This is a genomic window from Nocardia heshunensis (genome assembly GCF_054782115.1).
Map to the genome: position 1 here is coordinate 459192 of NZ_BAAGTC010000004.1, position 24034 is coordinate 483225.

The following is a 24034-nucleotide window of genomic DNA, read 5'->3' on the forward strand; positions in this document are numbered from 1 at the left end:
TGACTATTGTCATACCGATTGCCCCGGCATAGGGTCGGTAGCAGGAGGTTCGCCATGAGCGCGCTGGACCCGTCCTCATACACGGATACGCAGGAAGCACTGGCCCGGTGCCGCCGCTACCGCAAGGAGCACGGCCTCTACGGCGTAGTGGACTCGGCCCTGGGCCGAATCATGTTGGAGGTCGGGGCCGTCGGCGCCGTCACCATGCCCACCGACCTGGGACGGCAGGTCCGTGACCGGCTCGTGGCCGGGCACCGGTGCGGACCCGTCATCGCCCACCCGCGCTCGGGGCGATGGACCTTCCTGACCGGTCCGATGGACGGCTCGTACCTCGACACCGACCTGTTCTCGGACCTGTTTCGCGATTGCGCGTCCGTAGCGCTGCCCGGCAGCAGCATCGTGCTGCCCTCACCGTCGGACGAGCACAGCGGCTACCGCGTGTGGATTCACCCGCCGGAGGGCGACTTTCGGCCGGAGCTCGCCGAGGTACTCGCAGCAACCCGCGAGTGTCGCCCCGTCAGCGGGTAGGCGCCGGCGTCAAAGTGACGCTGAACTTGTCCTCGACGCGCTTGTTGAATTCGTCCTGGCACTGCTGGACCTTGGACTGATCGCCGCCCGCCTTGTTGATGCAGTCGATCAGGTCGGTGCCGCCGGTGTCCTTGAAGACCACCCAGACGAACAGGCCGATGATCACGCCGCCGATCAGGCTGATGGCGCCCATGATCGCGCCCGTCAACGCCATCCCGAACCCGCCGGAGCGGCCGCGCCGCGCCCGGACCACCGCGATCACGCCCAGCACGATCGCGATCAGCCCGAACAGCACGCCGAGGATCGTCAGCAGGATGGTCCAGAAGGTGAGCAGGCCCAGAATGCCGAAGACCAGGGCGGTGATCGCCATGCTCTTGCCCTGCGGCGACTCCTGCCAGTACTGCGGTCCGCCGGGCGGCGGATAGCTTCCGGGCGGGGCCGACGGGTACTGACCGTAGGGGCCGGGCTGACCGTACTGGCCCGGTCCCGGCTGACCGTACTGCTCCGGCGGCGGGTACTGGTTCATGAGGCGATGCTATTGCCCACCGAGTCGGGCATGCATCTCCCACACCAGAATCTCCGAGGGCAGGTTCGCGACCACGCGCTGACCGCCGCTGCGGGCCAGCCGCACCGCGTCACCCTCGTACAGGGTGCCAACTCCCTCCATCTCCACCTCGCCGCGCGCGATGAAGACATGCAGGTAGGGGGCCTCCGGCAGGCGGACCTCGGCGGCCTCGCCCGGCAGCCGCGCCACGTGCAGGGCGGAGTGACTGCTGGCGATGGCGATGGCGGTGCGGTCGCGATAGCGGGGCAGCCCCGAGGCCACGGTGACCAGGCCGCCGCCCGCGAGCTCGTCGTCGACCTCGAGCTGCTGATAGCCGGGCGTCAGTCCGGAATCGTCCGGCACCACCCACATCTGCACGAAATGCACCGGCTCCTGATGTTCGGGCGCGGCACTGATCCGCCAGGAATCGTTCTTCTCCGAATGCAGAATGCCGGTGCCCGCGCTCATGCGCTGGGCCAGGCCCGGATAGATGACGCCGTTGTGCCCGAGCGAATCCTGGTGCACCAGGCTGCCACTCAAGACCCAGGTGACGATTTCCATATCCCGATGCGGATGGGTTTCGAAGCCCTCACCGGGGAGAACGATGTCCTCGTTGTTCACCAGCAGCAGGCCGTGATGGGTGTTGTCGGGGTCGTAGTGTTCCCCGAACGAGAACGAATGCTTCGAATCCAGCCACGCCACACGGGTTTTCATGCGGTCGCCGCCACGATGGATATCGATGTGTGGTGTCGTGAGGGTGGACACCGCCGTACTCCTCTCACCGGCGAGCACCGATCGGGTTCCAGGGTAGGGGCACAATCTATGCCTCGCGCTGAACTCCAGGTAAATAGTCTAGCGTGGGAGCACCGTGGCTCCGCCCGCTGCCGACCAGGCACTTCGGCCCAGGCAGTAGGTTCAGGCAAATACCCGGCGACCCGTTCACGCCCCGGCGGGCCGCGGTCGGCGACCGTATCATGATGTGCCGCAAGCGAAACGGGAGGGAGAGCAGGGGGATGCGACCCGAGGTACTCGCGGGCATCGAACGCGAGCTCCGACAGCAGGCCGGGAGTGAGGGCATCGTCCACTTCGTGGTGGGCGTGGCCGTCTTCCGCGCTGGCAAACTGCTGGTCGTGCGGCGTGTCGCGGATGGCTCGAATGCGGGGATGTGGGAACTGCCCGGCGGGGGAGTGGAATCCGGGGAATCCTTCGCCGAGTGCGTGGTCCGCGAATTGTTCGAGGAGACCGGGCTGCGGGTGCTGCGAATCACCGATGTGCTGGGCGGATTCGACTACGCCACCCGCACCAAATCACGAGTGCGCAAGTACAGCTTCGTGGTCGAGGCGCAGGACGGCGAGATCCGGCTCGATCCCGACGAACACGACCGCTACCAGTGGATCGACGCCGACACCGTCGACAACCTACCCATGGCCGACGATATGCGCGCCGCCGTCTTCGCGCTCGTCACCACGCACCCCGCCAGGTGATCAGCGGGATGTCACCGTGACCGCGGCCGCGCCCCCCAGCACCCTGCGCGAGCGGTTCGCGGCGGTCCGCACCGGACTGCGCGAGAATCCCGGCACCCTGCGACTGACCACGGTCCGCCTGGCCGGACAGTTCGGCGACGGCATGTTCCAGGCCGCGCTCTCGGGAGCGATCCTGTTCAACCCCGAACGCGAGACCGACCCGCTGGCCATCGCGGGCGGCTTCGCGGCACTGCTGCTGCCGTATTCGATCATCGGACCGTATGCCGGCGCACTGCTGGACCGCTGGGATCGCCGCCTGGTGCTGCTGGTCGCGAACCTGCTGCGCGCGGTGTTCATTCTGCTCACGGCGGGCGGTCTGCTTGCCGGTATCCATGCCACCCCGCTGTTGCTCGGCGCGCTCGCGGTGGTCGGCGTGAGCCGGTTCGTCGGCGCGGGCGTCGCGGCTTCCCTGCCCCGGGTGTTGTCGCAACGCTGGCTGGTGCCGATGAACTCGGTACTGGCCACGGTCGCCTCCGGCTGCGCGATTCTGGGCGCGGGCCTGGCCTTTTCGATCATCGGGCTGATCGGCGCGGGCGATCTCGCCGCGGCAGTGGCGGCGGCGGTCGGTGCCGTCGGCTCGGTGGTGGGCGCGCTGGTGGTGGCCGGATTCCGGCCCCGCGCACTGGGACCCGAAACCGGGGCCGCCCAACGCGGCACCGCGCGGGCGATCGCGGCGGGGCTGCGCGAAGGGGCGACCGCGGCCTGGCGGTCGCGGGAGGTGACCACGACCTTCCTCGGCATCGGCGCGCACCGCATCGTCTTCGGCGCGGACACCCTGCTCATGGTGCTGGTGCTGCGGCGCGGCGACGACAGCGCGGTCGGGACGCACCTGGCCAAGTTCAGCGTCGCCATCACCGCGACCGGGGCGGGCATGCTGACGGCCGCCGCGGTGGCCCCCTTCCTGATTCCCCGGCTCGGGCGGCCGCGCACGGTGGTGACCTGCCTGGTGGCCGCGATCGGGGTGCAGTTGCTGCTGGTCACGCCCATCACGATTGCCACCGGGGACGCCGAGCGCTGGGCCGAGACGCTGCTACTGGCGGCGGCCTTCCTGCTCGGCCTGGCCGGTCAGGTGATCAAGCTGGCCGGGGACGCGGCCATGCAGATCGATATCGACGACGCCCATCGCGGCCAGGTATTCGCGCTGCAGGACACGGTTTTCAACATCACCTTCGTGCTGGCGCTGGCGAGCACGGCGCTGATCGTGCCCGCCGACGGGCGCTCGCCCGCGGTGGTGATGGGCGCGGCGGCGATTTACGCCTGCGGTATCGCTGCGATCGCGGCCAATTCGCGGCGCGCGACCCCGGCATAGCGGGCGGCCGAGGTATCGGCTCGATCACACCCCTTCCGCGACACGCCAAGATCGCTACCCGGATGCCGTCACGCGGGCTACGGTGGCAGGGATGCGTACGGCACGCTCCAGACCGACTGCCGCCCTGGCATTCTCGGGAGCGGCGGTACTGGCGACCATGCTGTTGCCCGCCGCCCCGGCCACCGCCGGTCCGCTGGCCCCCTGGCAACCGCCCACCATGAACGACTGCGGCGAAACAAAATTCGATCCGCTGGCCCGGCAACCCGATCCGAGCCTGCCGCCGCCCCCGCCGCCGCCCGCGCCGGACAACACCATCCACGTGCAGATCCCGGTCCCGCAATTCACCCAGGTACCCGTGCCGGGGCCGCAATTGGACAACACCCGGATCGATCCCGCACCGCTGCCCACGGACCCGTGCGGGAATCCATGCCCGGACATCCGCAACGATCAGAGCCCCAAGCCGGAAATCGCTGCGCCGGAGGCGAATCCGGTCGATCCGCCCGTCTCCGACTCGACCGCAACGACGGAGCCGACACCTACACCGGCGCCACCGCCTCCGGCACCGTCCGCACCGCAGTCCGGTAGCAGTGCGGACGGTTTCCAACTGCCCGGGCTGCCGAAGGTGCAGTTCGATCAAATTCCCGAGACCATCCCGATCCCGGTGCCCGGCGGCGATCCGCCCCCGCCCCAGCCGCAACCCGCTCCGGCCCTGCAGCTCCCGGCGCCCGCGCCGGTCGCCGCGCCCGTGGCACCGAGCGAGCTCGACTCGCTGGACCTGGTGAATCAGGTGACCGGGCACGGCTCCACCAACCGGACGGATATGCGCTGGTCGGTGGACGGCACCGACCTCGGCATCCTGTGGGAGTCGAAGCCCGGGCAGGTCGCGGTGGCGTTCGGGGACACCTTCGGCAAGGGCTGGGAGCCGCCCGGCGCGGGCGCCGGGGATCAGGATTGGCGCAGCAACTCGATCGCCTTCAGCAGCAATCGCGATCTGTCGCAGGGCCTGAAGCTCGACACCTTCGCCCAGGACAGCCGCTGCCACGCGGCCGAGATCCTGGGCAGCCGCAAGATCGACAACTTCGAGATCACCACCATCCCCACCTCCGGTTTCGCGCTGGGCGGGCGGCAGTACCTGACCTATATGTCGGTGGCCCGGTGGAGTCGGCACAAGCCCGGCATGTGGTGGACCAATCTGGGCGGGCTGGCCTGGTCCGACGACAACGGCAGCACCTGGACCAAGTCCGAATGGGCGCGCTGGGACAACATTTTCGGATTCGGCCGCTTCCAGGTGGTGGGCATGGCCCCGCACGACGGGTACGTCTACATGTTCGGCACCCCCAACGGCCGCTTCGGCACCATCGGGCTGGCGCGGGTGAGCGCGGACCAGGTACTCAACAAGTCGGCCTACCAGTACTGGATCAACGGGACCTGGGTGCCCGCGATCGGGCCGGACGAATTACTGGCCACGCCCATCGTTTCCGGGACCGCCGGTGAGCTGTCGGTGCGCTACGACGAGTCGAGCGGGCAGTGGCAGATGCTCTACCTGGATCTCGACCGGCACGCCATCGTGCTGCGTACGGCCGCCGAACCGCAAGGAGCGTGGACCGATCCGGTGCCGCTGGTCGACACCGACGACTATCCGACGACCTACGGCGGGTACATCCACCCGTGGTCGACCGGGAAGGATCTGTACTTCACCATGTCGGCCTGGGGCAGCTACAACGTGTACCTCATGCACGCCGCGCTGAAGTGACGGAAGACTATTCGAGTCGTCGGAACCGCAGCGCCTGACCCGGCCGGGCCTGCGCGACGGTATCCACGTCGGCGTCCACCACCACCGCGATCACCGGGTAGCCGCCGGTGATCGGATGGTCGGCCAGGAACACCACCGGCTGCCCGCTGGGCGGCACCTGTACCGAGCCCAATGCCATGCCCTCCGTGGGCAATTCGTTCGACACGCTGCGGCGCAGGTCGGGTCCGCTGCGGCGGTCCAGGCGCGCGCCGATCCGGTCGGTGTCCGCGGACACCGTCCACTCGCCCGCGAACAGCGCTGCGGCATCGGCGAACCAGTCGGCCCGCGGCCCGGGCACGGCCCGCAGCGTGAGCAGATCGTTGCCCAGCGGCGGTACCGGCGCGACATCCACGATCGGCCAGTTGCGCGGCGGACGGCCCACGGGCAGCAGGTCACCGGAGCGCAGCGGTTCGGGACCGATGCCGGAGAGCGTGTCGCGGCTGCGCGAACCCAGCACCGGCGCGACCTCGATCCCGCCGCGCACCCCGACGTAGGCGCGCAGCCCGGTGGTCGCGAAGCCGAGCCGAAGCCGCTGTCCCTCTTCCATTTCCAGCACGCTGGCCGTCCCCATGGGCCGGTCGTCCACGGTGATCGGGGCCGACGCACCGGTCACCGCCACCGTGGCGTGCCGCTGTGCCACCAGCTCCAAACCGCCCAGCAGCACCTCGATTCCGGCCGCGCCCTCCGGATTCCCGACCAGCCGGTTGGCCAGCCGCAGCGAGGCGCGGTCCGCCGCGCCCGCGGTGCCCACCCCGGAGTCGAACCAGCCGGGACGGCCCAGATCCTGAATGGTGGCCAGCGGGCCCACCCGCTCCACACGCAAACCGTTCACGAGCGCACCCCCGCATCTATGAAGCGAACCCGGGTACCGGCCCGCACCAGGGCGGGCGGCTCCCGATCCACTTGCCACATCGATAGTTCCGTGGTGCCGATCAACTGCCAGCCGCCCGGACTGCTGCGCGGGTAGACGGCCGAATAGCCGCCCGCGAGCGCCACGGCGCCGGGCGGGATGGCGGTCCGGGACTGCGTCCGGCGCGGCACCGCCAACCGGCCGTCCGGGGATTCCAGATAGCCGAAACCGGGCGCGAAACCTACGAAGGCGCAACGCCATACGGTGCCGGTGTGCTGGGCGATCACCTCGGCCGGGGTCAGGCCCAGCAGCCCGGCGACCGCGGCCAGGTCCGCGCCGTCGTAGCGGACCGGGACGGTGACGAGATCGGCGGCGGGCCCCTGGCCGGGCCCCGGGTCCGCGGGTCGGTCGGGCAGGGCACGGTCGCCGACGGAGACGCGGGCCCGGGCGTCGAGGCGGGCCAGCAGCACCAGCAGGTGCGCTCGCACCCGCTCCGCCACCAGCGGGGATGTCAGCGTGACCAGTACGGTTTCGGCGGCTGGCAGCACGTCCACCACCCCCGCCGGGCGCGGGCGCAGGGCGGACACCAGGTCGGCGATCATCTCCCGCAGTGGGGGAATCACCAGCAGCGCACGGTCACCCGCCGCCCGCACCTCACCGGCGATGTCGAACTCTTCACGATCGGTCATGGCCGTTCACCCGCGATCAGGCGAAAGCCCGGACGGGCGTGCCGGATTCGTCCAAGGCGGCCCGGATCCGCCGGGCCATCTCCACCGCCGCCGGGGAATCCCCGTGCACGCAGATGCTCGCGGCCGACACCGCCACCGTGCCGCCGTCCACACCGGTGACCTTGCCCTCGCGGGCGATCGAAAGCGCCTGCGCCACGGCCGCATCCGCGTCCAGCACGGACCCGGGCAGGCCGCGCGGCGCGAGCAGGCCCGCCGGTGTGTAGGCGCGATCGGCGAAACCCTCACCCACGAACGGGGTTCCGGCCGCCAGCGCGGCCCGCTCGAGTTCGGTGTCGGCGGGGCCGAGCAGCATCAACTCGGTGCCGAAGTCGTGCAGTGCCGCGACGATCGCGTCGGCCAGCGCACGGTCCGCGGCGGCCTGGTGATACAGCGCGCCATGGGGTTTCACGTAGCGCACCCGGTCTCCGGCCGCGCGGGCGAAGCCGTCCAGGCTGCCGATCTGATAGAGCGTCTCGTCCCGCAGATCGGCCGGGGTGATGGCGATGGCGCGGCGGCCGAAACCCGGCAGGTCCCGGTGCCCGACGTGCGCGCCGATGCGGACGCCCCGCTCGACGGCCAGCGTGCAGGTGCGGCGCATGATGGCCGGATCCCCGGCATGGAAACCGCAGGCGATGTTCGCGCTGGTGACCACGTCCAGCATGGCGGCGTCATCGGCCATCACATAGTCGCCGAACCCCTCGCCGAGGTCGCTGTTCAGATCCAGCGTCATATGCGTCCTCCAGCTGTCGTCGTGATCCGATTGTGGGCGTGCCCGCATCCGGCGACAAGAATGTCACGCTGAAAACTGTGTCATGGCTCACACGGGTGTGGTGTCACTTTCCGCGGGCATCCCTTGTCCCATGGGCATGAACGACACCAAGAACGTCCTCCTGGCCGGCGCTACCGGAGTCCTCGGCGGACACATCACCCACGCACTGCGGCAACACGGCTACACCGTCCTGGCCCTCGGCCGGGGTACCGGCAACGACGTCGTGGCCGACCTGATGAACCGCGACCAGTTGCTGCGCGCGGTCGACGGCCTGCGGGTCGACACCGTCGTGCACGCGGCCACCGCGCTGCGCAAGGCTCCCATGCGACACCGGGACATGTTCGCCACCGATGACCTGCGGGTCACCGGCACCGCCAATCTGGTGGAGGCGGCGAAACTGGTCGGTGCGCGGCGCATGATCGCCGAGTCGATGGTCTTCGGCTACGGCTACCGAGACTTCGGTGACCACGTGCTCACCGAGCACGACGAATTCGGCCGGGGCGGAAAGGGAGCCGTCGTCCGTCACCTCGAGGGCATGCGGGTCAAGGAGGAGCTGATGCTCGGCACCCCGGGCATCGAGGGAATCGCGCTGCGCTTCGGCTTCTTCTACGGCGCGGGCGGCACCGAGGCGATCGTGGACATGCTGCGCAAGCGGCAGTTGCCCGCGGTCAACGACCATGGACGGGTGCTGCCCTGGGTGAACCTTGCCGACGCGGGCGCGGCGGTCGCGGCCGCCGTCGAGGGCGGCGTGCCCGGCACGGCCTACAACATCGTCGACGACAATCCGCTCGGGTTCGGTGCGCACGTGCGGCTGGTGGCCGAAACCTTCGGCACGCCCAAGCCTTTCACGGTGCCGGGTGGACTGCTGCGGCCCATGCCGTACCTGTACGAGATGGTCCGGGCGAACATGCTGGTCGCGAATGCCGAAGCCAAGACCGGCCTCGGCTGGAAGCCGCAATACCCGGGCTGCGCCGACGGACTGCGCGCGCTGGCCACCGCCTGATCGAATCCCATTCCCATCAATAGGGATAGACGTCGACCTCGGTCGCCTTCACCGCGAAATACACCTCCATGCCGGGGGCCACACCCAGCTGGGCCACGGCGGCGGGAGTCAGATCCGCCGCCAGGCCCGCGGTTGCCCCCGGACCGTCCATCGCGCGCACCCGCACGATGCCGCCGCGATCCTCCATTTCGGCCACCTGCACTCGGAACACATTGCGGGGACTGCCTTCCGGATGGTGCAGGTGCACCGCCACGGCGACCGGTGAGAACACCGCCGCCGCCCGGCCACCGCTCGACCAGCCGTCCTCGGACCTGCCGAAAACCTCGGCGGTGCCGTCGGTGACGGCACCCAGCCCGGCACTGCCACCACTCGCAGCGGTCCCGAGAATCAAATTCACGCCCGCGATGCGCGCGGCGAAGACGCTGCGCGGACGCGCCAATACGGTTGCCACCGGACCGGATTCGATGACCCGCCCGGCCTCGATGACCGCGACCCGATCGGCCAGGGTCACCGCGTCGATGATGTCGTGGGTCACCAGGATGGTGCCGGTCGGGCTCCAGGCCGCGGGCTCGCGCAGCACCCGGCGCAGCAGGGCGCGCATGGCCGGGGCGGCGGTCACGTCCAGGGCGGCCATCGGCTCATCGAGCAGCAGCACCCGCGGGTGCACCGCCAGCGCCCGGGCGAGCGCCACCCGCTGGGCCTGCCCACCCGACAGTGACCCGGGCGATCGCTTCGCGAATTCCTCGGCGTCGACCGCCCGCAACCATTCCCGCGCCAGGGCCGTGGCCGCGCGGCCGCGCATGCCCCGGCTGCGCGGACCGAACGCCACATTCGACTCGACCGACAGGTGCGGGAACAGCAGGGCGTCCTGCGCCAGCAGCGACACCTCGCGCCGATGCGGCAGCACCGCAATGCCTTTCGCGGTGTCGGTGAGCACCCGGTCATCGAGCCGGACCTCGCCCTCGTCCGGAATCACCAGCCCCGACACCACATCCAGCAAGGTGGACTTGCCCGCGCCGTTGGGCCCGAGCACCGCCAGCACTTCGCCCGGCGGCACCTCCAGTTCGACCCGGAAGTCCCGATCCGCCAGGCGCGCCGCCACCTTCAGGCCGCTCACCGGATCAGCTCACCTCCGCGCCGAGCAGGGTGCGCAGGTGCCGCGGGGCGGGGGAGCCGTGGGCGAGCATGGCGTCGTGCCAGTCGCGCAGCGGGGTGACCATGGGGCGGGCCGCGGCCAGGGCGGCGACCTCGGTGTAGCCGACGAAGTAGGTGGACAGCTGGGTGGAGCTGAGCAGGGTGCGGCGCCACTTGCCGGCGGCCTCACCCTCCTCCTGGAAGCCGCGGTCGAGCATGAGGTGCATGGCCTCGGCGCGGGTCATGCCGTCGCAGTGCACCGACTGGTCCAGGATGGCGTTGATGGTCATGCGCAGGTGGGACTTCAACTGCTGCAGGCGCACCGGCAGGCCACCGAAACCGGTGTCGGCCATGAGCTTCTCGGTGTAGACGGCCCAGCCCTCGATGAAGGTGCCGCTCCAGCACAGTGCGCGGACCGGGGTCGAGCCGCGGAAGCGGCGGGCGCGGGCCAGTTGCAGATAGTGGCCGGGCATCGCCTCGTGCACGGTCAAATTGCGCATCATGTGGTTGTTGTATTCGCGGTAGAACGAGGTAACCCGGTCAGTCGACCAGTTGGCCGGGGTGGGCGCGATCGCGAAGTAGGTTGGCAGCTCCGCGGTTTCGAGCGGGCCGACCGGATCGCAGTAGGCCACCGCGACACCCCGCGCGAACTCCGGCATCTCCTGGATCACCAGCGGATCCTCGAGCAGCGAGGCCAGGTCGTGCTCCCGGACGAAGGCGGTGGCCTCCGCCAGCGCGTCCGTCGCGACCGCGACCACCGTGTCATTGCCGGGCCGGTCCGACGAGAGCTGCGCCAGCGCCTTGCGCACGGTGTCGTCGTCCGGATTCGCGATGCCGAGCAGTTCCCCCGCGGCGGAACGGATCTCGCCGGTCAGGTGTTCCAGGTGCGCAGACGCGCGCTCCAGGATCTCGCGGGAACTCAGGTCGGTGTCGAGGGTGTGCCAGAGTTTCGCCTCCCACAGTCGGCGGCCCAGGCGCGGATCGCGATCGGAGGCATCCAGCCGATCGGTCAGCCAGGTGGTGAACTCGGTGAGCGCCGACATTGCCGCGGCGGCAACGGGTTCCAGCTCGAAGCCCGGGACTTCGGCCGCCAGCGCCGGGGCCTGATCACGCACCAGCGCCGCCACCCCGGTGAACTGGCCGATCGCCGTCTCGACGTGCACGCGCGGCGAATCACGCAGAACCGCGCGGGCGGTGGCGAGGGCGTCGGGCAGCGCCGTCAGCCGGGCGTGCAGCGCCTCCAGGCGCACCTCGGCCGGTGCGAAGGGGCGCGACAGCAGGTGGTGCAGCAGCGGTCCGGGGTTGTGCACCAGCGGATTCCACTCGTGCTCGCACACATCGGTGAGCTCGAACAGCATGCCGTCGACCCGCTGCTGCAACAGCGCGAGATCGACCCGGTCGGCGGGTGTGAGGTCCTCGTCGTCGACCTCCGCCAGCGCGTGCGAGGCCTCGCGCAGCATGGCGACCCGGCCGCGCACCGCCGCCCGCGACCAATCCGGTAGCCGATCGTCGACCCGGTGATCACCGACCGAGGTGGCCAGGTGCGGATCGGCGGTCAGCAGCGCATCGACGATGCGCTCGGCGCGGGGAACGAAAACCGATGACATGCCTGCCACGCTAGCTCGCACCGCCCGGCACCCGGTCGGCCGCGACGCCGGGCCGCCGATACGCCACCAGCACGATCACCGCCGCCACCAGCACCAACAACAGGGAAAGCGCCACCGCCGCATCGGGATCGGACTCGCGTTGCAGATAGATCTCCAGCGGCAGGGTGCGGGTGGTGCCCTGCAGACTGCCCGCGAAGGTGAGCGTCGCACCGAACTCGCCCAGCGCCCGCGCGAACGCCAGGATCGTGCCCGACACCAGGGCCGGGCGCAGCAGCGGCAGCGTCACCCGCCACCACACGATCGAGGGGCGCGCACCCAGCGTCGCGGCGATCCGCTCGAAACGGTCACCCGCCGTACGCATCGCGCCCTCCAGGGTGATCACCAGGAACGGCAGCGCCACGAAGGTTTGCGCCAGCACCACGGCCGTCGTGCTGAAGGCGATGCGAATCCCCATCGACTCCAACTCCCGGCCCAGCAGTCCGTGGCGGCCGAACAGATACAGCAGCGCCAGACCGCCGACCACCGGCGGTAATACCAAGGGCAGCAACACGAGTGCGCGCAAAACCGGCAGCAGCCGCCAGCGCGAACGCGCCAGCACCGCCGCCATCGGCACCCCGAGCACGACGCACGCGAGGGCCGCCGCCAGCGAGGTGCGCAGGCTCAGCAGCAGCGCCACCCGGGAGGACTCCGAGGTGATCAGGTCCAGGAAATGCGACCAATCCACCGCCCCGGTCAGGGCTACCAGCGGACCGGCCACCAGCACGAAGCCGATGGCCGCCGGCGCCAGCAGCCAGACCGGGGGTCGCATCACGGCAGGACGAAACCGTTCTGCTGCAGGATCTTGCGGCCGTCCGGGCCGGTGACCAGCGCGACGAAGTCCTTGGCCGCGCCCGAGTTCTTCGAATCGGCCACGGCGGCAATCGGATAGCTGTTCACGGCCTTGGCGGCCTCCGGGAAGTTCACCGTCTGCACCTTGTTGCCGGCACCGGCGGCGTCGGTCACGTAGACCAGACCGGCATCGGCCTGACCCGAGGTCACCTTGGCCAGCACATCGGTGACCGAGGACTCCTCGCTCACCGGCTTGATCGCCACGTTCGCGTCGCCCGCCACCTTCTTGGTGGCCGCGCCGCACGGCACCTGCGGCGCGCAGACCACCAGGCGCAGATCCGGTTTCGCCAGATCCGCCAGCGAGGTGATGTGCGCCGGGTTGTCCGGCGGAGTCACGATGGTCAGCGTGTTGGTGGCGAAAACGGCGGGCTTGTCGGTGATCCGGCCGCCCTTCACCGCCTTGTCCATGTTCGCCTGATCGGCGGAGGCGAAGACGTCGGCGGGCGCGCCATTGTTCAACTGCGCCACCAGATCCGACGAACCGGCGAAGGAGAACGACACCTTCACACCGGGGTGCTGCTTCTCGTACTCGGTGCCGATCTGGGTGAACGACTGCTTGAGCGAGGCGGCGGCGAAGACCGTGATGGTCTTGGTGTCACTGCTGGTCGAGGACGAGCTACAACCGGACAGCAGGCCGACGCCCAGCACCGCCGAAGCGGCCAGCACCGCACCGGATTTCGTGCCTAGGCGGTGCCACCGGCCTCGGCCGCCGTTTCCACGACCACCGTGGTGGCCTTCACGCTGGCCCACGCCACGCTCCCCGGCTGCAAGCCCAGCTCGCGCACCGACTCGCTGCTCATCAAGGACACCACTGTGAACGGTCCGCATTGCATCTCCACCTGTGCCATCACGGTATCGGCCACCACCTTGGTGACCAGTCCGGGGAATCGATTGCGTGCCGAGCTGGCACTAGCCATCCGGGTCTGCGGAGTGCGGGCCTGCTCGACGGCCAATTCCGCCAGCTCCTTGCCATCCACCACCAGGCGACCGGATTCGTCCTTGCGCCCCGAGAGCACGTCGCTGTCGATCCAGCGCCGCACGGTGTCGTCGCTGACGCCGAGCAGCTGCGCGGCGTCACGAATCCGGATATCGGGCATGAAAGGGAGAATAGACCCGCAACTGCGGGAGGACGAATCGTATATAACCGTAGATGCGGATCACAGGGGTCGGGACCGTGTTTCTGTTCACTTTTCAGATCTACGCGCCGTCACCGGTGGCCAGTACGCTCGGAAAAATCATGGCCACGTATTTCGATCCGAAGGCCTGGTCACCTCTGCGCGCGTGGACCAGCTTCACCGCCGCCTGGCTCGAACCAGCCGCCGACTTCGGAGCAGGAACAGTCACCGCGCTGATGCCCGATGTGCTCATGACGCTGCTGTCGGAGGGAATCCTCAGCCAGTTCGGTGGGCAGGAGGTCAGCGCGACCCTGCTGGGCCACGACCTGCGGGCCACCCTGCAGACGCTCAAGGTGCGGCGGCGCGGGGCGCACTTCCAGACCAAGACCGTGCTCACCGGACTGCACTGGAACCGGCATCCCATCGAGGAACTGACCGTCATCGCGCACGGTGTGCGGCTCATCCCCGGCGTGCCCACCAAGGTGCGCGCTGCCCAGCTCGACCTCAGCGGCGTGATATCCCTTGCCGCACTGCTGGACTGGATCAACGGCTGGCAGCCCGACTGGGAGCTGGAACCGGCCGAGGACGGGTTGATCCTCGCCCGGCATCGGCACCGCAAGATCAAGGCGCTGGCCACGGCCGAGATCACCGACAATGTCCTGTCCATCACCGTGCATCGCGCGCATTGGCGAAAACTGCGTGCGCCCAAGCGATTCACCACGCTCAACCCGATCCCGCTGACCGGGCTGCCGAGCGATGCGCGCATCGGCCGGGCCGAAAGGGTCGGCGAGCACGTGCATTTCAGCGCGGACCTGCCGGGAATCACCGGGTCGTTCGACCTGGCCCAGATGCGTTCGGCGATCGTCGCCGGAACGACGCTCATCATCTTCTGAGCGTCGAACCCTGCGTCAGGACTGCGTCGGCCACCACTCGAGCAGCGCGGCCTCGGCCTCGTCGCGGTCCATCGGACCACGATCCAGGCGCAGCTCCTTGAGGAAGCGCCACGCCTTGCCGACATCCGGACCCGGCTGCAGGTCGAGCAGTTCCATGATGGCGTTGCCGTCCAGATCCGGGCGCACCCGCTCCAGATCCTCCGCTTCGGCCAGCCGCTCGATCCGAACTTCCAGATCGTCGTAGGTGGAGCGCAGCAGCGCCGCGCGGCGCTTGTTGCGGGTCGTGCAGTCGGCGCGAACCAATTTGTGCAGGCGCGGCAACAGTTCCGCGCCGTCGGTCACGTAGCGGCGCACCGCCGAATCGGTCCACTGGCCCTTGCCGTAGCCGTGGAAGCGCAGGTGCAGATACACCAGCCGCGCCACGTCCTCGGTGAACTGCTTCGGATACTTCAAGGCGCGCATGCGCTTTCGCACCATCTTCGCGCCCACCACCTCGTGGTGGTGGAAGCTGACGCCGCCGCCGGGCTCGTTGCGCTTGGTCGGCGGCTTGCCGATGTCGTGCAGCAGCGCGGCCCAGCGCAGCACCAGATCCGGATCGCCCTGCTCCTGATCGATGGCCTGGCGCAACACCGTCAGCGAATGCTGATAGACGTCCTTGTGCTGGTGGTGCTCGTCGATCTCCAGCTGCATGGCCGGGACCTCGGGCAGCACCCGCTCGGCCAGCCCGGTGTCCACCATGATGTCGATGCCGTCGGTCGGGTATTCGCCGCCGATCAGCTTGTCGAGTTCGGCGCGCACCCGCTCGGCGGTGATGCGATCGATCTCCGGGGCCATCTCCACGATGGCGGCCCGCACCCGCGGGGCCAGCTCGAAGCCCAGCTGCGAGACGAAACGGGCGCCGCGCAGCATGCGCAGCGGGTCGTCGGCAAACGAATCCTGCGGCAGCGCAGGCGTATCCAGCACGCCCTCCAGCAGGGCGGACATGCCGTCGAGGGGATCGACGAACTCCAGCTCGCCCAGTTCACCGATGCGCACGGCCATGGCATTGACGGTGAAATCGCGGCGGACCAGATCGCCCTCGAGGGTGTCGCCGAAGGTGACCTCCGGATTGCGCGAGACCCGATCGTAGGAATCCGCGCGGTAGGTGGTGATCTCGAGCTGCTGCCCGTCCTTGGACGCGCTCACCGTGCCGAACGCCAGACCGCCGGTGTCCCACAGGTGATCGGCCCAGCCGCGCATCATTTCCTGCACGAGTTCGGGGCGGGCGTCGGTGGTGAAATCCAGATCGGTCCCCAGCCGACCGAGCACCGCATCGCGGACACTGCCGCCGACCAGATACAGCTGATGCCCGTGCTGAGCGAACAGTTCACCCAGTGGGGTGAGCACCTCCGAGTACCGTCCCAGGGTTATCGCCGCGGCGGCCAGCAATCGGGTACGGCGATCCTCCACGGCTGCTTCCTCGGACTTCGGCGAAACCACAAAGACGCAGCTTAGTCGGTGGGGTACCCGATTCCCGAAAAGCCTCCGGTCACCCCCGCCGCGGACCCGGCGTGCCGCGCCGTGAACGGCATCTACCAGCTATGAGGGCTCTCTATATAGAGGAGCTACCGCGGTGGGGCGGGCAGAGCCACACTCACCTATAGACTGGCGCAGTGTCCCCGGCCGATCGTGCGAACAGTCGACGCCGCCAGCCCCGGCGGCGCGGTTCGGCCGGTACTGCGGCGAAAACCACGGGCGCGGGCACGGGTGCGCCGAAACCCCGCATGCGCACCGTCCGCGAGACCTCCGCGGGCGGACTGGTCGTCGACGGACTCGACGGTCCGCGGGAAAAGCGCTGTGCCGCACTCATCGGACGCACCGACCGCCGCGGCCGGCTGCTCTGGTCGCTGCCCAAGGGGCACATCGAAGAGGGCGAGACGGCCGAACAGACCGCCATTCGCGAGGTCCAGGAGGAGACCGGCATCCACGGCACCGTGGTCGCCGAACTCGGCAGCATCGACTACTGGTTCGTCACCGAGGGCCGGCGGGTACACAAAACCGTGCACCACTATTTGATGCGTTCACTCGGCGGTGAGCTCTCCGACGCCGACGTGGAAGTCACCAAGGTGGCCTGGGTTCCCTTGAGCGAACTAGACTCCCGGCTCGCCTACGCTGACGAGCGCAGGCTGGCCGAGGTCGCCAACCGGCTGATCGACCGGATGGAGAACGGCAGACAATGACGCGTGCGGGATCGCAGCGCACGCTGCTTTCACTCGTCGCGGTAATGCTGGCGGTGCTCACGTCACTGGGAATCATCGGACCCGGACTCGGCACGCCCATTGCCGCGGCCGAACCCACCGGCACCGGCAGCGGACAGCCCACCGGACCCAAATTCCTGAAACTGTCCCTGGATTCGGTGACGCCCACCGCCATCACCGCGAGCAGCGACCCCTACTTCGTGGTGGCCGGAACCGTCACCAATATCGGCGACCGGCCGGTCAACGACATCAGCATCCGCATCCAGCGCGGGGCCGCGGTCACCAATCCCAGCGGGCTGCGCTCGGCACTGCGGCTGGATCAGATCAACTACGACGTCAACGGTGAATTCCAGGATGTCACGGACAAATTGACCGCCGGGCAGCGCAAACAGTTCAGCCTCACCATCGCCCTGCACTCGGGAACCGAACTGCCCAGCGGGGTCTCGCCGATCGACATCACCGCGCCCGGCGTCTACCCGCTGCTGCTGAACGTGAACGGCCAGCCCGACTACGGCGGCCAGGCCCGTCTCGACGACGCCCGCTTCCTGCTGCCCGTGCTCGGGGTGCCCGGCGGCACCGACCCGAAACACCAGGGCGCACAGCCGACTCCGGCCGCCCCGGACGGGGGACCGGTGGCCACCACCATGCTGTGGCCGCTGGCCGACCGGCCCCGACTGGTGGCCGGGCAGCCGGGCTCGCCGGACGGTGCGGCGCTGCTCACCGATGACGATCTGGCCGGTTCGCTGGCCCAGGGCGGGCGGCTCGACCAATTGCTGTCGGCGCTCGAGAGCGTGCTCAAACCCGACAGCGGGCGCGACAAGAACCTGATCAACGCGCTGTGCCTGGCCGTCGACCCGGACCTGCTCATCACGGTGTCCGACATGACCAAGGACTATCGGGTGCTGGCCAGCCCGTCGGATCCGGACGGGTCCACCCGCGACGGCACCGGCACCCACGCCGCCAAGGCGTGGCTGGAACGACTGCGCGCGGTCGCCACCGGAATGTGCGTGGTGGCACTGCCGTTCGCGCAGGTCGACCCCACCGCGCTGGCTGCCACCGGGGACGTCACCCTGGCCGACCGGGCGCTCAACGCGCCCGCCGACCTGGTGGACTCGCTGCTGTCGGTGAAATCGGTGCGCGGCGTGGCCGTTCCGGACGCGGGCACCCTCGACACCGACGCCGCCACTCTGCTCGCGCACCACGGGTTCACCACCACCGTGCTCGCCGACAGCGCCGTCACCACCGGCGACGCCCGCGCCAACCTGACCGCGGGCAAGACCCCGACCGCACCCGGCGCGCCCGCCGCCACCGAGCCCGGAACCCCGGACCTGGTGAACCTGGCCGACATCACGATGCCGCCGCCCCCGGGCGTGAACCCGCCGCCCGCACCGGTGGCCTTGCACGCCGCCACCTTCGACATCTGGGCCGCGACCGCACTGGCCGCCATCGGATCCAACCCGCCCACACCGCCGTTCACCCCGGACAAGGTCCGCTACGACGTCACCGTCGACTCCCGCGCCGCCCGGCTGCAGGACGCGCTCGGCGCGCTGTCGTGGACCGCGCTCAACCCCGAGCCCGGACGGCCCCGCTCGGCGCTGCTGATGCCGCCGCAGCAGTGGGGGGCCAATCGCGACGAGGCCGCCGCGGTGCTCGGGCAGCTGGATCTGATGCTGCGCAACAGCCTCGCCACCGCCCGGCCGCTCACCGATCTGCTTGCGCAGCAGCCCGATCCGCAGCCCTACGACCTCGACTACCTCGCGGCCGCCGCCGACGACGCGGTGCCCGCGCACTTCGCCGAACCCGTGCACCAGCAAGCCCAGCGCATCACCGAACTGATGAGCGCGCTGGTGGATGTGCCGCAGCAGGAACTCAGCCCGCGCGCCTTCCTCACCCCGCTGCGCGACGACCTGATCCGGACACTGACGCTGTCGGATCGCCGCGCCTCGGCCGCCACCGCGGACACCAATGCCCAGCGCCGCCTGGACCAGACCACCAAAACCCTGGACAACCTGTTCGGTTCGGTGACCGTGCTGCCGCCCGGCGGCGTCTACACCCTCGCCTCCGAGCAGAGCCCGTTGCTGCTGGTGGCCCGCAACGATTTGCCGGTGGCCATCCGGGTGCGGTTCAAGATCGACGCCCCGGCCGAGACGAACATCACTGATATCGGCGAACAGCAGTTGCCCGCCAAGGGAAATCGGTCCTTCCAGATCCCGACCGAGGTTTCGGACAGCCGAAACCTGGTCATTCCCATCGCGCTTACCACACCCGACGGCGTGCCACTCGGCAATGCGGTATCGGTATCCGTGCGGTCCAACGCCTACGGTCAGGTGTTGGCAATAATTACGGCGTGCGCCTGCGCACTGCTGCTCCTGCTGGTCGGTCGCCGACTGTGGCACCGCTTCCGCGGACAGTCCGATCCGGCCGACGAAGGGTTCGACCCGGGGACGCGGCAGAGTCGGCGCGCGCGTAAACGGGAGTCGAAACGACAGGAGGCACGGTGAGCGAGTACGGCGGGCCGCGCTCATCCGGCCGACCAGAGGGACCCGACGGGCCGCCGCCGCGGCGCGCGCCCTCGGCACCCTGGGAACGTGGCGTGCCGCCACGCCCCGGGCCGCGCAGCGGTCAACAGCCCCGGGTACCCGGACCGCAGGGTCCCGGATCCGGTCAGCAGCCGCGCGTACCCGGCCCGCAGGGCCCGCCCTCCGGCGCCCAGCGGCCGATTCCGCCGAATCCGCAAGGGGTTCCGGGTCGCCCGTATCCGGGTCAACCGTCCGGTCCGCAGCGACAGGTACCGCCCGGACCCGAATCCGGCCCCATCATGCATCGCCCCCGGCAGCCGCAAGGCCGACCCGATCCCGCCGCGGGACACCGCCCGCCGCCGAACGAAGAGCGCTACCACTGGGGACACCCGGGCACCGAGGGCAACGCCGCCGTCGGCGCGGGACCCCGCTCGCTGCCGCCGGGCCAGAGGTATCCCACGCCGCCACTGTCGAACCCGCGCTCCGGACCGCCCAGCGGTCAACAGCGTCAGGTGCCGCGCCGGCCTGCCGCTCCCGTGCAAGTCGAAGAGCGCCCGGACAACTCGAACACCCGCCTCGTGCGCGACTCCGGATCCATCGCCGTCGCCACCCTGGTCAGCCGCATCACCGGCTTCGCCAAACAGCTCCTGCTGCTGACCGTGCTGGGCCCGGCCATCGCCTCGGCCTTCACCGTCGCCAGCACCATCCCGACCATGATCTCCGAGCTGCTGCTCGGCGCGGTGCTCACCGCCATCGTGGTGCCCACCCTGGTGCGCGCGGAGAAGGAGGACGCCGACAACGGTGCGGCCTTCGTCCGGCGACTCGTCACCGCGGCCTTCACCATCCTGGCCACCGGCACCATCATCACCACCGCGCTGGCACCCGTGCTCACCACGCACCTGTTCCTGTCCAACGACGGCAAGGTCAACACCGGGCTCACCACCGCGCTGACCTATCTGTTGTTGCCCGCCATCCTCTTCTACGGCATGTCCGCGCTGCTGATGGCGATCCTCAACACCCATCAGATGTTCAAACCCGGTGCCTGGGCGCCGGTTCTGAACAACGTGGTGGTGCTGGTCGTGCTGTGCCTCTACATGATCACCCCGGGCGAGATCACGTTGAACCCGGTCAAGATGAGCGAGCCGAAACTGCTGCTGCTCGGCGTCGGCGTCACCGTCGGCGTCATCGTGCAGATGGGCAGCCTCATCCCCGCCATCCGCCGGGCGGGCATCGACCTGCGCCCACTGTGGGGAGTCGACCAGCGGCTCAAGCAGTTCGCGGGCATGGGCGCGGCCATCATGCTGTACGTCTTCATCAGCCAGGCCGGTTGGACCTTCGCCACCCGCGTCTCCTCGCACGCCGACGAGGCCGGACCCGCGATCTACCAAAACGCCTGGGCGCTGCTGCAATTGCCGTACGGCGTGATCGGTGTGACCCTGCTCACCGCGATCATGCCGCGCCTGAGCCGCAATGCCGCCGCGGACGACACGCCCGCCGTGGTCGACGATCTCGGCTCCGCCACCCGGCTCACCATGATCGCGCTGATGCCGATCGTCACCTTCCTGACCTTCGCCGGACCCCAGATCGGCATGGCGCTCTACGGATACGGCCGCTTCGGCCACCACGCCGGACGCCTCGGCGAGGCTGTGTCCTGGTCCGCCTTCACGCTGATTCCCTACGCGCTGGTGCTGATTCACCTGCGCGTCTTCTACGCCCGCGAACAGGCGTGGACCCCGACCTGGATCATCCTCGGCATCACCAGCGTCAAGATCGTGCTGTCGGCCATCGCGCCCTACGTCGTCGACGACCGGCACGTGGTCATCGCGCTCGGTGTCGCCAACGGCCTCGGCTTCCTGGCGGGCGCCATCATCGGCGGCTGGCTGCTGCACCGCAGCCTCGGCGACCTGCGCATGGCCAATGTCGGACGCACCATCACGCGCGTCGTGCTGGCCTCGCTGGCCGGCGGCGTGGTGATGCTGATCGTCGACAAGGTGCTGCAGCTGCACCGGCTTTCGGAATCCTTCGGCGGTATCGGCTCGCTGGTGCGGGTCGGGCTCACCGCCATCGTCATGTTCGGCGTGGCCTTCGGCCTGATGCGGCTGCTCGGCATCCCCGAGATCGTCGCCATCACCGTGGCCATCTCGCGGCGGCTCGGCTTCACGCCGCCCGCACCCGATCTCGACCTCGACGGCACGCCGCTCGAGGACGTCCACTCGACCACCCTGCTGCCCAAGCCGGATCTGCGCGCGGCGCCCTACTACTACCGCTTCGACCCGTACCTCGACGCGCAGACCATGGTGCTGCCCGTCATCCGGCCCGACGCGGTTGACATCACCGGGACGGGTGAGTTCCCGTACCCTGTTCCGCAGGCAAACGCAACTGCTCGACCCGGCATGCCCACGGACAGTTCCCGCGGCACATCGGACGGCGGCTTCCGCAATACTCCGGAGACCGGCGCAGCGGTTCCGGCTCCGACACATCGGTCTTCGACACATCAGGGCGAAGGAGGAACGAGGGTGAGCGACGACGCGGCGGGCGGTGTCCCGGCCGCCGAATCCGCAACGGCCGCGGGCGGCGGGCTCTCCACGGACATCCCTCCAGCCGGCAAGGTCGGCGGAAAATCCGGTGGCCCAGCCGAATCCAAGGCCCGCTCCGGCGGGTCCGGCGATCGCGGCGAACCGGAGGACCTACCGGAGGAGGACCACCCCGGTCCCGAAACCGGTGTGTACGAGGCTGTCTCGCCGATGATGCCGCCCATGCGGGTGGAATCACCGAGCAAGCGCATCCAGCGCGGCCCCAAACTGACGCCCGGCGCGTCCGTGGCGGGCGGCCGCTACCGGCTGCTGGCCAGCCACGGCGGCGCGCGCGGACTCAAGTTCTGGCAGGCGCTGGACGTGAAGCTGGACCGCGAGGTCGCGCTCACCTTCGTCGACGCCGACCAGCAGGCCACCGACAACTCCGGACACGATGGGCCGCAGGCCATTCTGTCCCGCACGCTGCGCCTGGGGCGGATCAACTCGCCCGGCCTGGCCCGCGTGCTGGACGTGGTGCGCGGCTCCTCGGGCGGCATCGTGGTGGCCGAATGGACACCCGGCCGCTCGTTGCGGGAGATGGCGGAGACGGTGCCCTCGCCCATCGGCGCGGCGCGGGCCATCCGCGCGCTGGCCGCGGCCGCCGAAATGGCGCACCGCGGTGGCGGTTCGCTGTCCATCGACGATCCCGACCGAATCCGGATCAGCTCCACCGGTGACGCCGTGCTGGCCTTCCCGGGCACACTGTCGGACTCGGACGCCCAGTCCGATGTGCGCGGTCTCGGCGCCATGCTCTACGCCCTCATCACGGCGCACTGGCCCATCCGCATCCCCGGCGTCTCCGGGACCGCGGCCACCGTCGGCGGGCTGCCGCTGGCCGACTTCGGGCCGGACGGAACCCCCGTGGAGCCCAGGACCATTCGGCCCGAGGTGCCCTTCGAGATCTCCGCGGTCGCGGTGCGGTCGATGGAGTCCAACAAGGGCGTGCGCACCGCCGCCACCGTCCAGCACGTGCTGGAACAGGCGTCGGTGGTGGACCAGAAGACCGACTTCATCCCGGTGCTGAGACTGGGACAGAAGCCGTCCAGCGCACCCGACGAGACCCTCGCCGATCCGGACCTGCTCGCCGCCGAGAAGGAACGCTCGCAGCGGATGATGTGGATCCTGGTCGGACTCGGCGTGCTCGGCGCGCTCGCGGTCGGCGTCATCATCTGGTGGCTGCTGAGCGTGTTCGCGCCCGGCTCCTCCAACGCTCCGCTCAACGAGCAGCACAATATCGGCCTCACCACCTCGGCGACCCCGCCGCCGAGCCCGGGGGCTCCGCAGACCCCGGCAGGTGCGCCCGCCACCGGCGGCGTGCCGGTGCCGGTCACCGGGGCCACCGTGTTCTCGCCCGAGGGCACGCCCGACAACATCGGCAGCGTCGGGGCGGTGCTGGACAACAATCCGGCCACCACCTGGCGCACCGATGCCTATTTCCAGCAGTTCCCGGCCCTGAAGAAGGGCGTGGGCGTGCTGACCACCCTGGGCAGCCCCAGCAAGCTGACCAAGGTGATCATCGAATCGCCCTCGCCCGGAACGCAGGTCGAGATCCGCAGTTCGCCGACCGCCTCGCCGACCCTCGATCAGACTCAGCTGATCGGGTCGGCGGTGCTCGGCGACGGCACCACCGAGATCCCGGTGCGGGCCGACCAGCCCGCCCGGTACGTGCTCATCTGGATCACGCAGCTGGCCAACAACGGGGGACAGTTCCAGTCCTCGATCGCGGAAATCCGCTTCGAAGCGGCGCAGTAGTACCGGGGATTCTGGGGGTTTCAAGACAGCCGTGACGACTTCCGGTTGATCACATTCTGGGCGGTCATCTTCCGTCCGATTCGCCCGAACAGCCCGCCTACCAGGGCTTTTTTCGCGCGATCCGTTGCTATCGAATCGTTATCTTCGATATGATCTTGCGTACTCTCGGCAAGGGGAGCTCTCGGAAGCCAGGTCTCACGGTTCCGGAGGACAGCCAAAAAAACTCGGTGACGTTCGGCCGTGGTTGCGGCCGTGCCCGCCGGTCTGAGG

At 69.6% G+C, this 24034-nt stretch carries 20 protein-coding genes; 9 read left to right on the plus strand and 11 right to left on the minus strand.

Annotated elements, in window-relative coordinates:
- Nucleotides 1-54: 54 nt before the first annotated feature.
- Complete coding sequence (locus ACYVN4_RS14740) at nucleotides 55-528, plus strand: hypothetical protein (RefSeq protein WP_460721320.1); 474 nt, start codon at nucleotides 55-57, stop codon at nucleotides 526-528.
- Here ACYVN4_RS14740 and ACYVN4_RS14745 read toward each other — a convergent pair.
- On the minus strand, nucleotides 518-1054 hold the full coding sequence (locus ACYVN4_RS14745; RefSeq protein WP_460721322.1) for a DUF4190 domain-containing protein: 537 nt from the start codon (nucleotides 1052-1054) through the stop codon (nucleotides 518-520). The two genes, ACYVN4_RS14740 and ACYVN4_RS14745, sit on opposite strands and share 11 nt — an antisense overlap.
- Nucleotides 1055-1063: 9 nt before the next feature.
- Nucleotides 1064-1837: a pirin family protein gene (locus ACYVN4_RS14750; protein WP_460721324.1), complete on the minus strand. Its 774-nt coding sequence runs from the start codon at nucleotides 1835-1837 to the stop codon at nucleotides 1064-1066.
- A gap of 248 nt (nucleotides 1838-2085) precedes the next feature.
- On the opposite strand from ACYVN4_RS14750, the gene ACYVN4_RS14755 reads away from it, so the two are divergent.
- The 3 genes from ACYVN4_RS14755 (at nucleotide 2086) to ACYVN4_RS14765 (ending at nucleotide 5657) form a co-directional block, all read left to right on the plus strand.
- On the plus strand, nucleotides 2086-2556 hold the full coding sequence (locus ACYVN4_RS14755) for an NUDIX hydrolase (RefSeq protein ID WP_460721325.1): 471 nt from the start codon (nucleotides 2086-2088) through the stop codon (nucleotides 2554-2556).
- Nucleotides 2557-2572: 16 nt separating this feature from the next.
- Nucleotides 2573-3904 (plus strand): MFS transporter, encoded by a 1332-nt coding sequence (locus ACYVN4_RS14760; protein ID WP_460721327.1) that lies wholly within the window; start codon nucleotides 2573-2575, stop codon nucleotides 3902-3904.
- A gap of 91 nt (nucleotides 3905-3995) precedes the next feature.
- Nucleotides 3996-5657: a DUF4185 domain-containing protein gene (locus ACYVN4_RS14765; protein WP_460721329.1), complete on the plus strand. Its 1662-nt coding sequence runs from the start codon at nucleotides 3996-3998 to the stop codon at nucleotides 5655-5657.
- 7 nt (nucleotides 5658-5664) lie between these two features.
- Here ACYVN4_RS14765 and ACYVN4_RS14770 read toward each other — a convergent pair whose 3' ends face one another.
- From ACYVN4_RS14770 to ACYVN4_RS14780, 3 genes are read right to left on the minus strand one after another with little or no spacing between them, the layout of a single operon-like run.
- Nucleotides 5665-6528 (minus strand): 5-oxoprolinase subunit C family protein, encoded by an 864-nt coding sequence (locus ACYVN4_RS14770; RefSeq protein ID WP_460721331.1) that lies wholly within the window; start codon nucleotides 6526-6528, stop codon nucleotides 5665-5667.
- Entirely contained in the window at nucleotides 6525-7235 is a 711-nt protein-coding gene (locus tag ACYVN4_RS14775) for a 5-oxoprolinase subunit B family protein (protein WP_460721333.1), read from the minus strand. The genes ACYVN4_RS14770 and ACYVN4_RS14775 overlap by 4 nt, the downstream gene beginning before the upstream one ends.
- Before the next feature lie 16 nt (nucleotides 7236-7251).
- Nucleotides 7252-8004 carry a LamB/YcsF family protein gene (locus tag ACYVN4_RS14780; protein ID WP_460721335.1) on the minus strand — a complete coding sequence of 251 codons (753 nt, stop codon included), beginning with the start codon at nucleotides 8002-8004 and terminating at the stop codon, nucleotides 7252-7254.
- A gap of 130 nt (nucleotides 8005-8134) precedes the next feature.
- On the opposite strand from ACYVN4_RS14780, the gene ACYVN4_RS14785 reads away from it, so the two are divergent.
- A complete protein-coding gene (locus ACYVN4_RS14785) occupies nucleotides 8135-9046 on the plus strand; it encodes an NAD-dependent epimerase/dehydratase family protein (protein ID WP_460721337.1) in 912 nt (303 codons plus the stop codon).
- A gap of 16 nt (nucleotides 9047-9062) precedes the next feature.
- Here the strand turns inward: ACYVN4_RS14785 and ACYVN4_RS14790 are convergent, their stop codons facing one another.
- Genes ACYVN4_RS14790 through ACYVN4_RS14810 form a run of 5 tightly spaced genes read right to left on the minus strand, consistent with a single transcriptional unit; the run spans nucleotide 9063 to nucleotide 13772 of the window.
- The gene (locus tag ACYVN4_RS14790; RefSeq protein ID WP_460721339.1) at nucleotides 9063-10163 is read right to left on the minus strand and encodes a sulfate/molybdate ABC transporter ATP-binding protein; all 1101 of its coding nucleotides are present in this window, start codon (nucleotides 10161-10163) and stop codon (nucleotides 9063-9065) included.
- 4 nt (nucleotides 10164-10167) lie between these two features.
- Entirely contained in the window at nucleotides 10168-11787 is a 1620-nt protein-coding gene (locus ACYVN4_RS14795; RefSeq protein WP_460721341.1) for a DUF885 domain-containing protein, read from the minus strand.
- Between the two features lie 10 nt (nucleotides 11788-11797).
- Nucleotides 11798-12595: an ABC transporter permease gene (locus ACYVN4_RS14800; RefSeq protein WP_460722669.1), complete on the minus strand. Its 798-nt coding sequence runs from the start codon at nucleotides 12593-12595 to the stop codon at nucleotides 11798-11800.
- Entirely contained in the window at nucleotides 12595-13341 is a 747-nt protein-coding gene (gene modA / locus ACYVN4_RS14805) for a molybdate ABC transporter substrate-binding protein (RefSeq protein WP_460722671.1), read from the minus strand. Before modA ends, ACYVN4_RS14800 begins: the two co-directional genes overlap by 1 nt.
- 17 nt (nucleotides 13342-13358) lie before the next feature.
- Nucleotides 13359-13772 (minus strand): TOBE domain-containing protein, encoded by a 414-nt coding sequence (locus ACYVN4_RS14810; RefSeq protein WP_460721343.1) that lies wholly within the window; start codon nucleotides 13770-13772, stop codon nucleotides 13359-13361.
- A 53-nt stretch (nucleotides 13773-13825) separates the two neighbouring features.
- On the opposite strand from ACYVN4_RS14810, the gene ACYVN4_RS14815 reads away from it, so the two are divergent.
- Nucleotides 13826-14683: a hypothetical protein gene (locus tag ACYVN4_RS14815; RefSeq protein WP_460721349.1), complete on the plus strand. Its 858-nt coding sequence runs from the start codon at nucleotides 13826-13828 to the stop codon at nucleotides 14681-14683.
- A gap of 15 nt (nucleotides 14684-14698) precedes the next feature.
- Here the strand turns inward: ACYVN4_RS14815 and ACYVN4_RS14820 are convergent, their stop codons facing one another.
- Nucleotides 14699-16132 carry a CCA tRNA nucleotidyltransferase gene (locus ACYVN4_RS14820; RefSeq protein WP_460721351.1) on the minus strand — a complete coding sequence of 478 codons (1434 nt, stop codon included), beginning with the start codon at nucleotides 16130-16132 and terminating at the stop codon, nucleotides 14699-14701.
- A gap of 203 nt (nucleotides 16133-16335) precedes the next feature.
- On the opposite strand from ACYVN4_RS14820, the gene ACYVN4_RS14825 reads away from it, so the two are divergent.
- From ACYVN4_RS14825 to ACYVN4_RS14835, 3 genes are read left to right on the plus strand one after another with little or no spacing between them, the layout of a single operon-like run.
- Nucleotides 16336-16902 (plus strand): NUDIX hydrolase, encoded by a 567-nt coding sequence (locus ACYVN4_RS14825; protein WP_460721353.1) that lies wholly within the window; start codon nucleotides 16336-16338, stop codon nucleotides 16900-16902.
- Nucleotides 16899-19421 carry a DUF6049 family protein gene (locus ACYVN4_RS14830; RefSeq protein ID WP_460721354.1) on the plus strand — a complete coding sequence of 841 codons (2523 nt, stop codon included), beginning with the start codon at nucleotides 16899-16901 and terminating at the stop codon, nucleotides 19419-19421. Before ACYVN4_RS14825 ends, ACYVN4_RS14830 begins: the two co-directional genes overlap by 4 nt.
- Nucleotides 19418-23764, plus strand: coding sequence for a murein biosynthesis integral membrane protein MurJ (locus ACYVN4_RS14835; protein ID WP_460721356.1), 4347 nt, complete (start codon nucleotides 19418-19420; stop codon nucleotides 23762-23764). Before ACYVN4_RS14830 ends, ACYVN4_RS14835 begins: the two co-directional genes overlap by 4 nt.
- The last annotated feature ends 270 nt before the right edge of the window (nucleotides 23765-24034 follow it).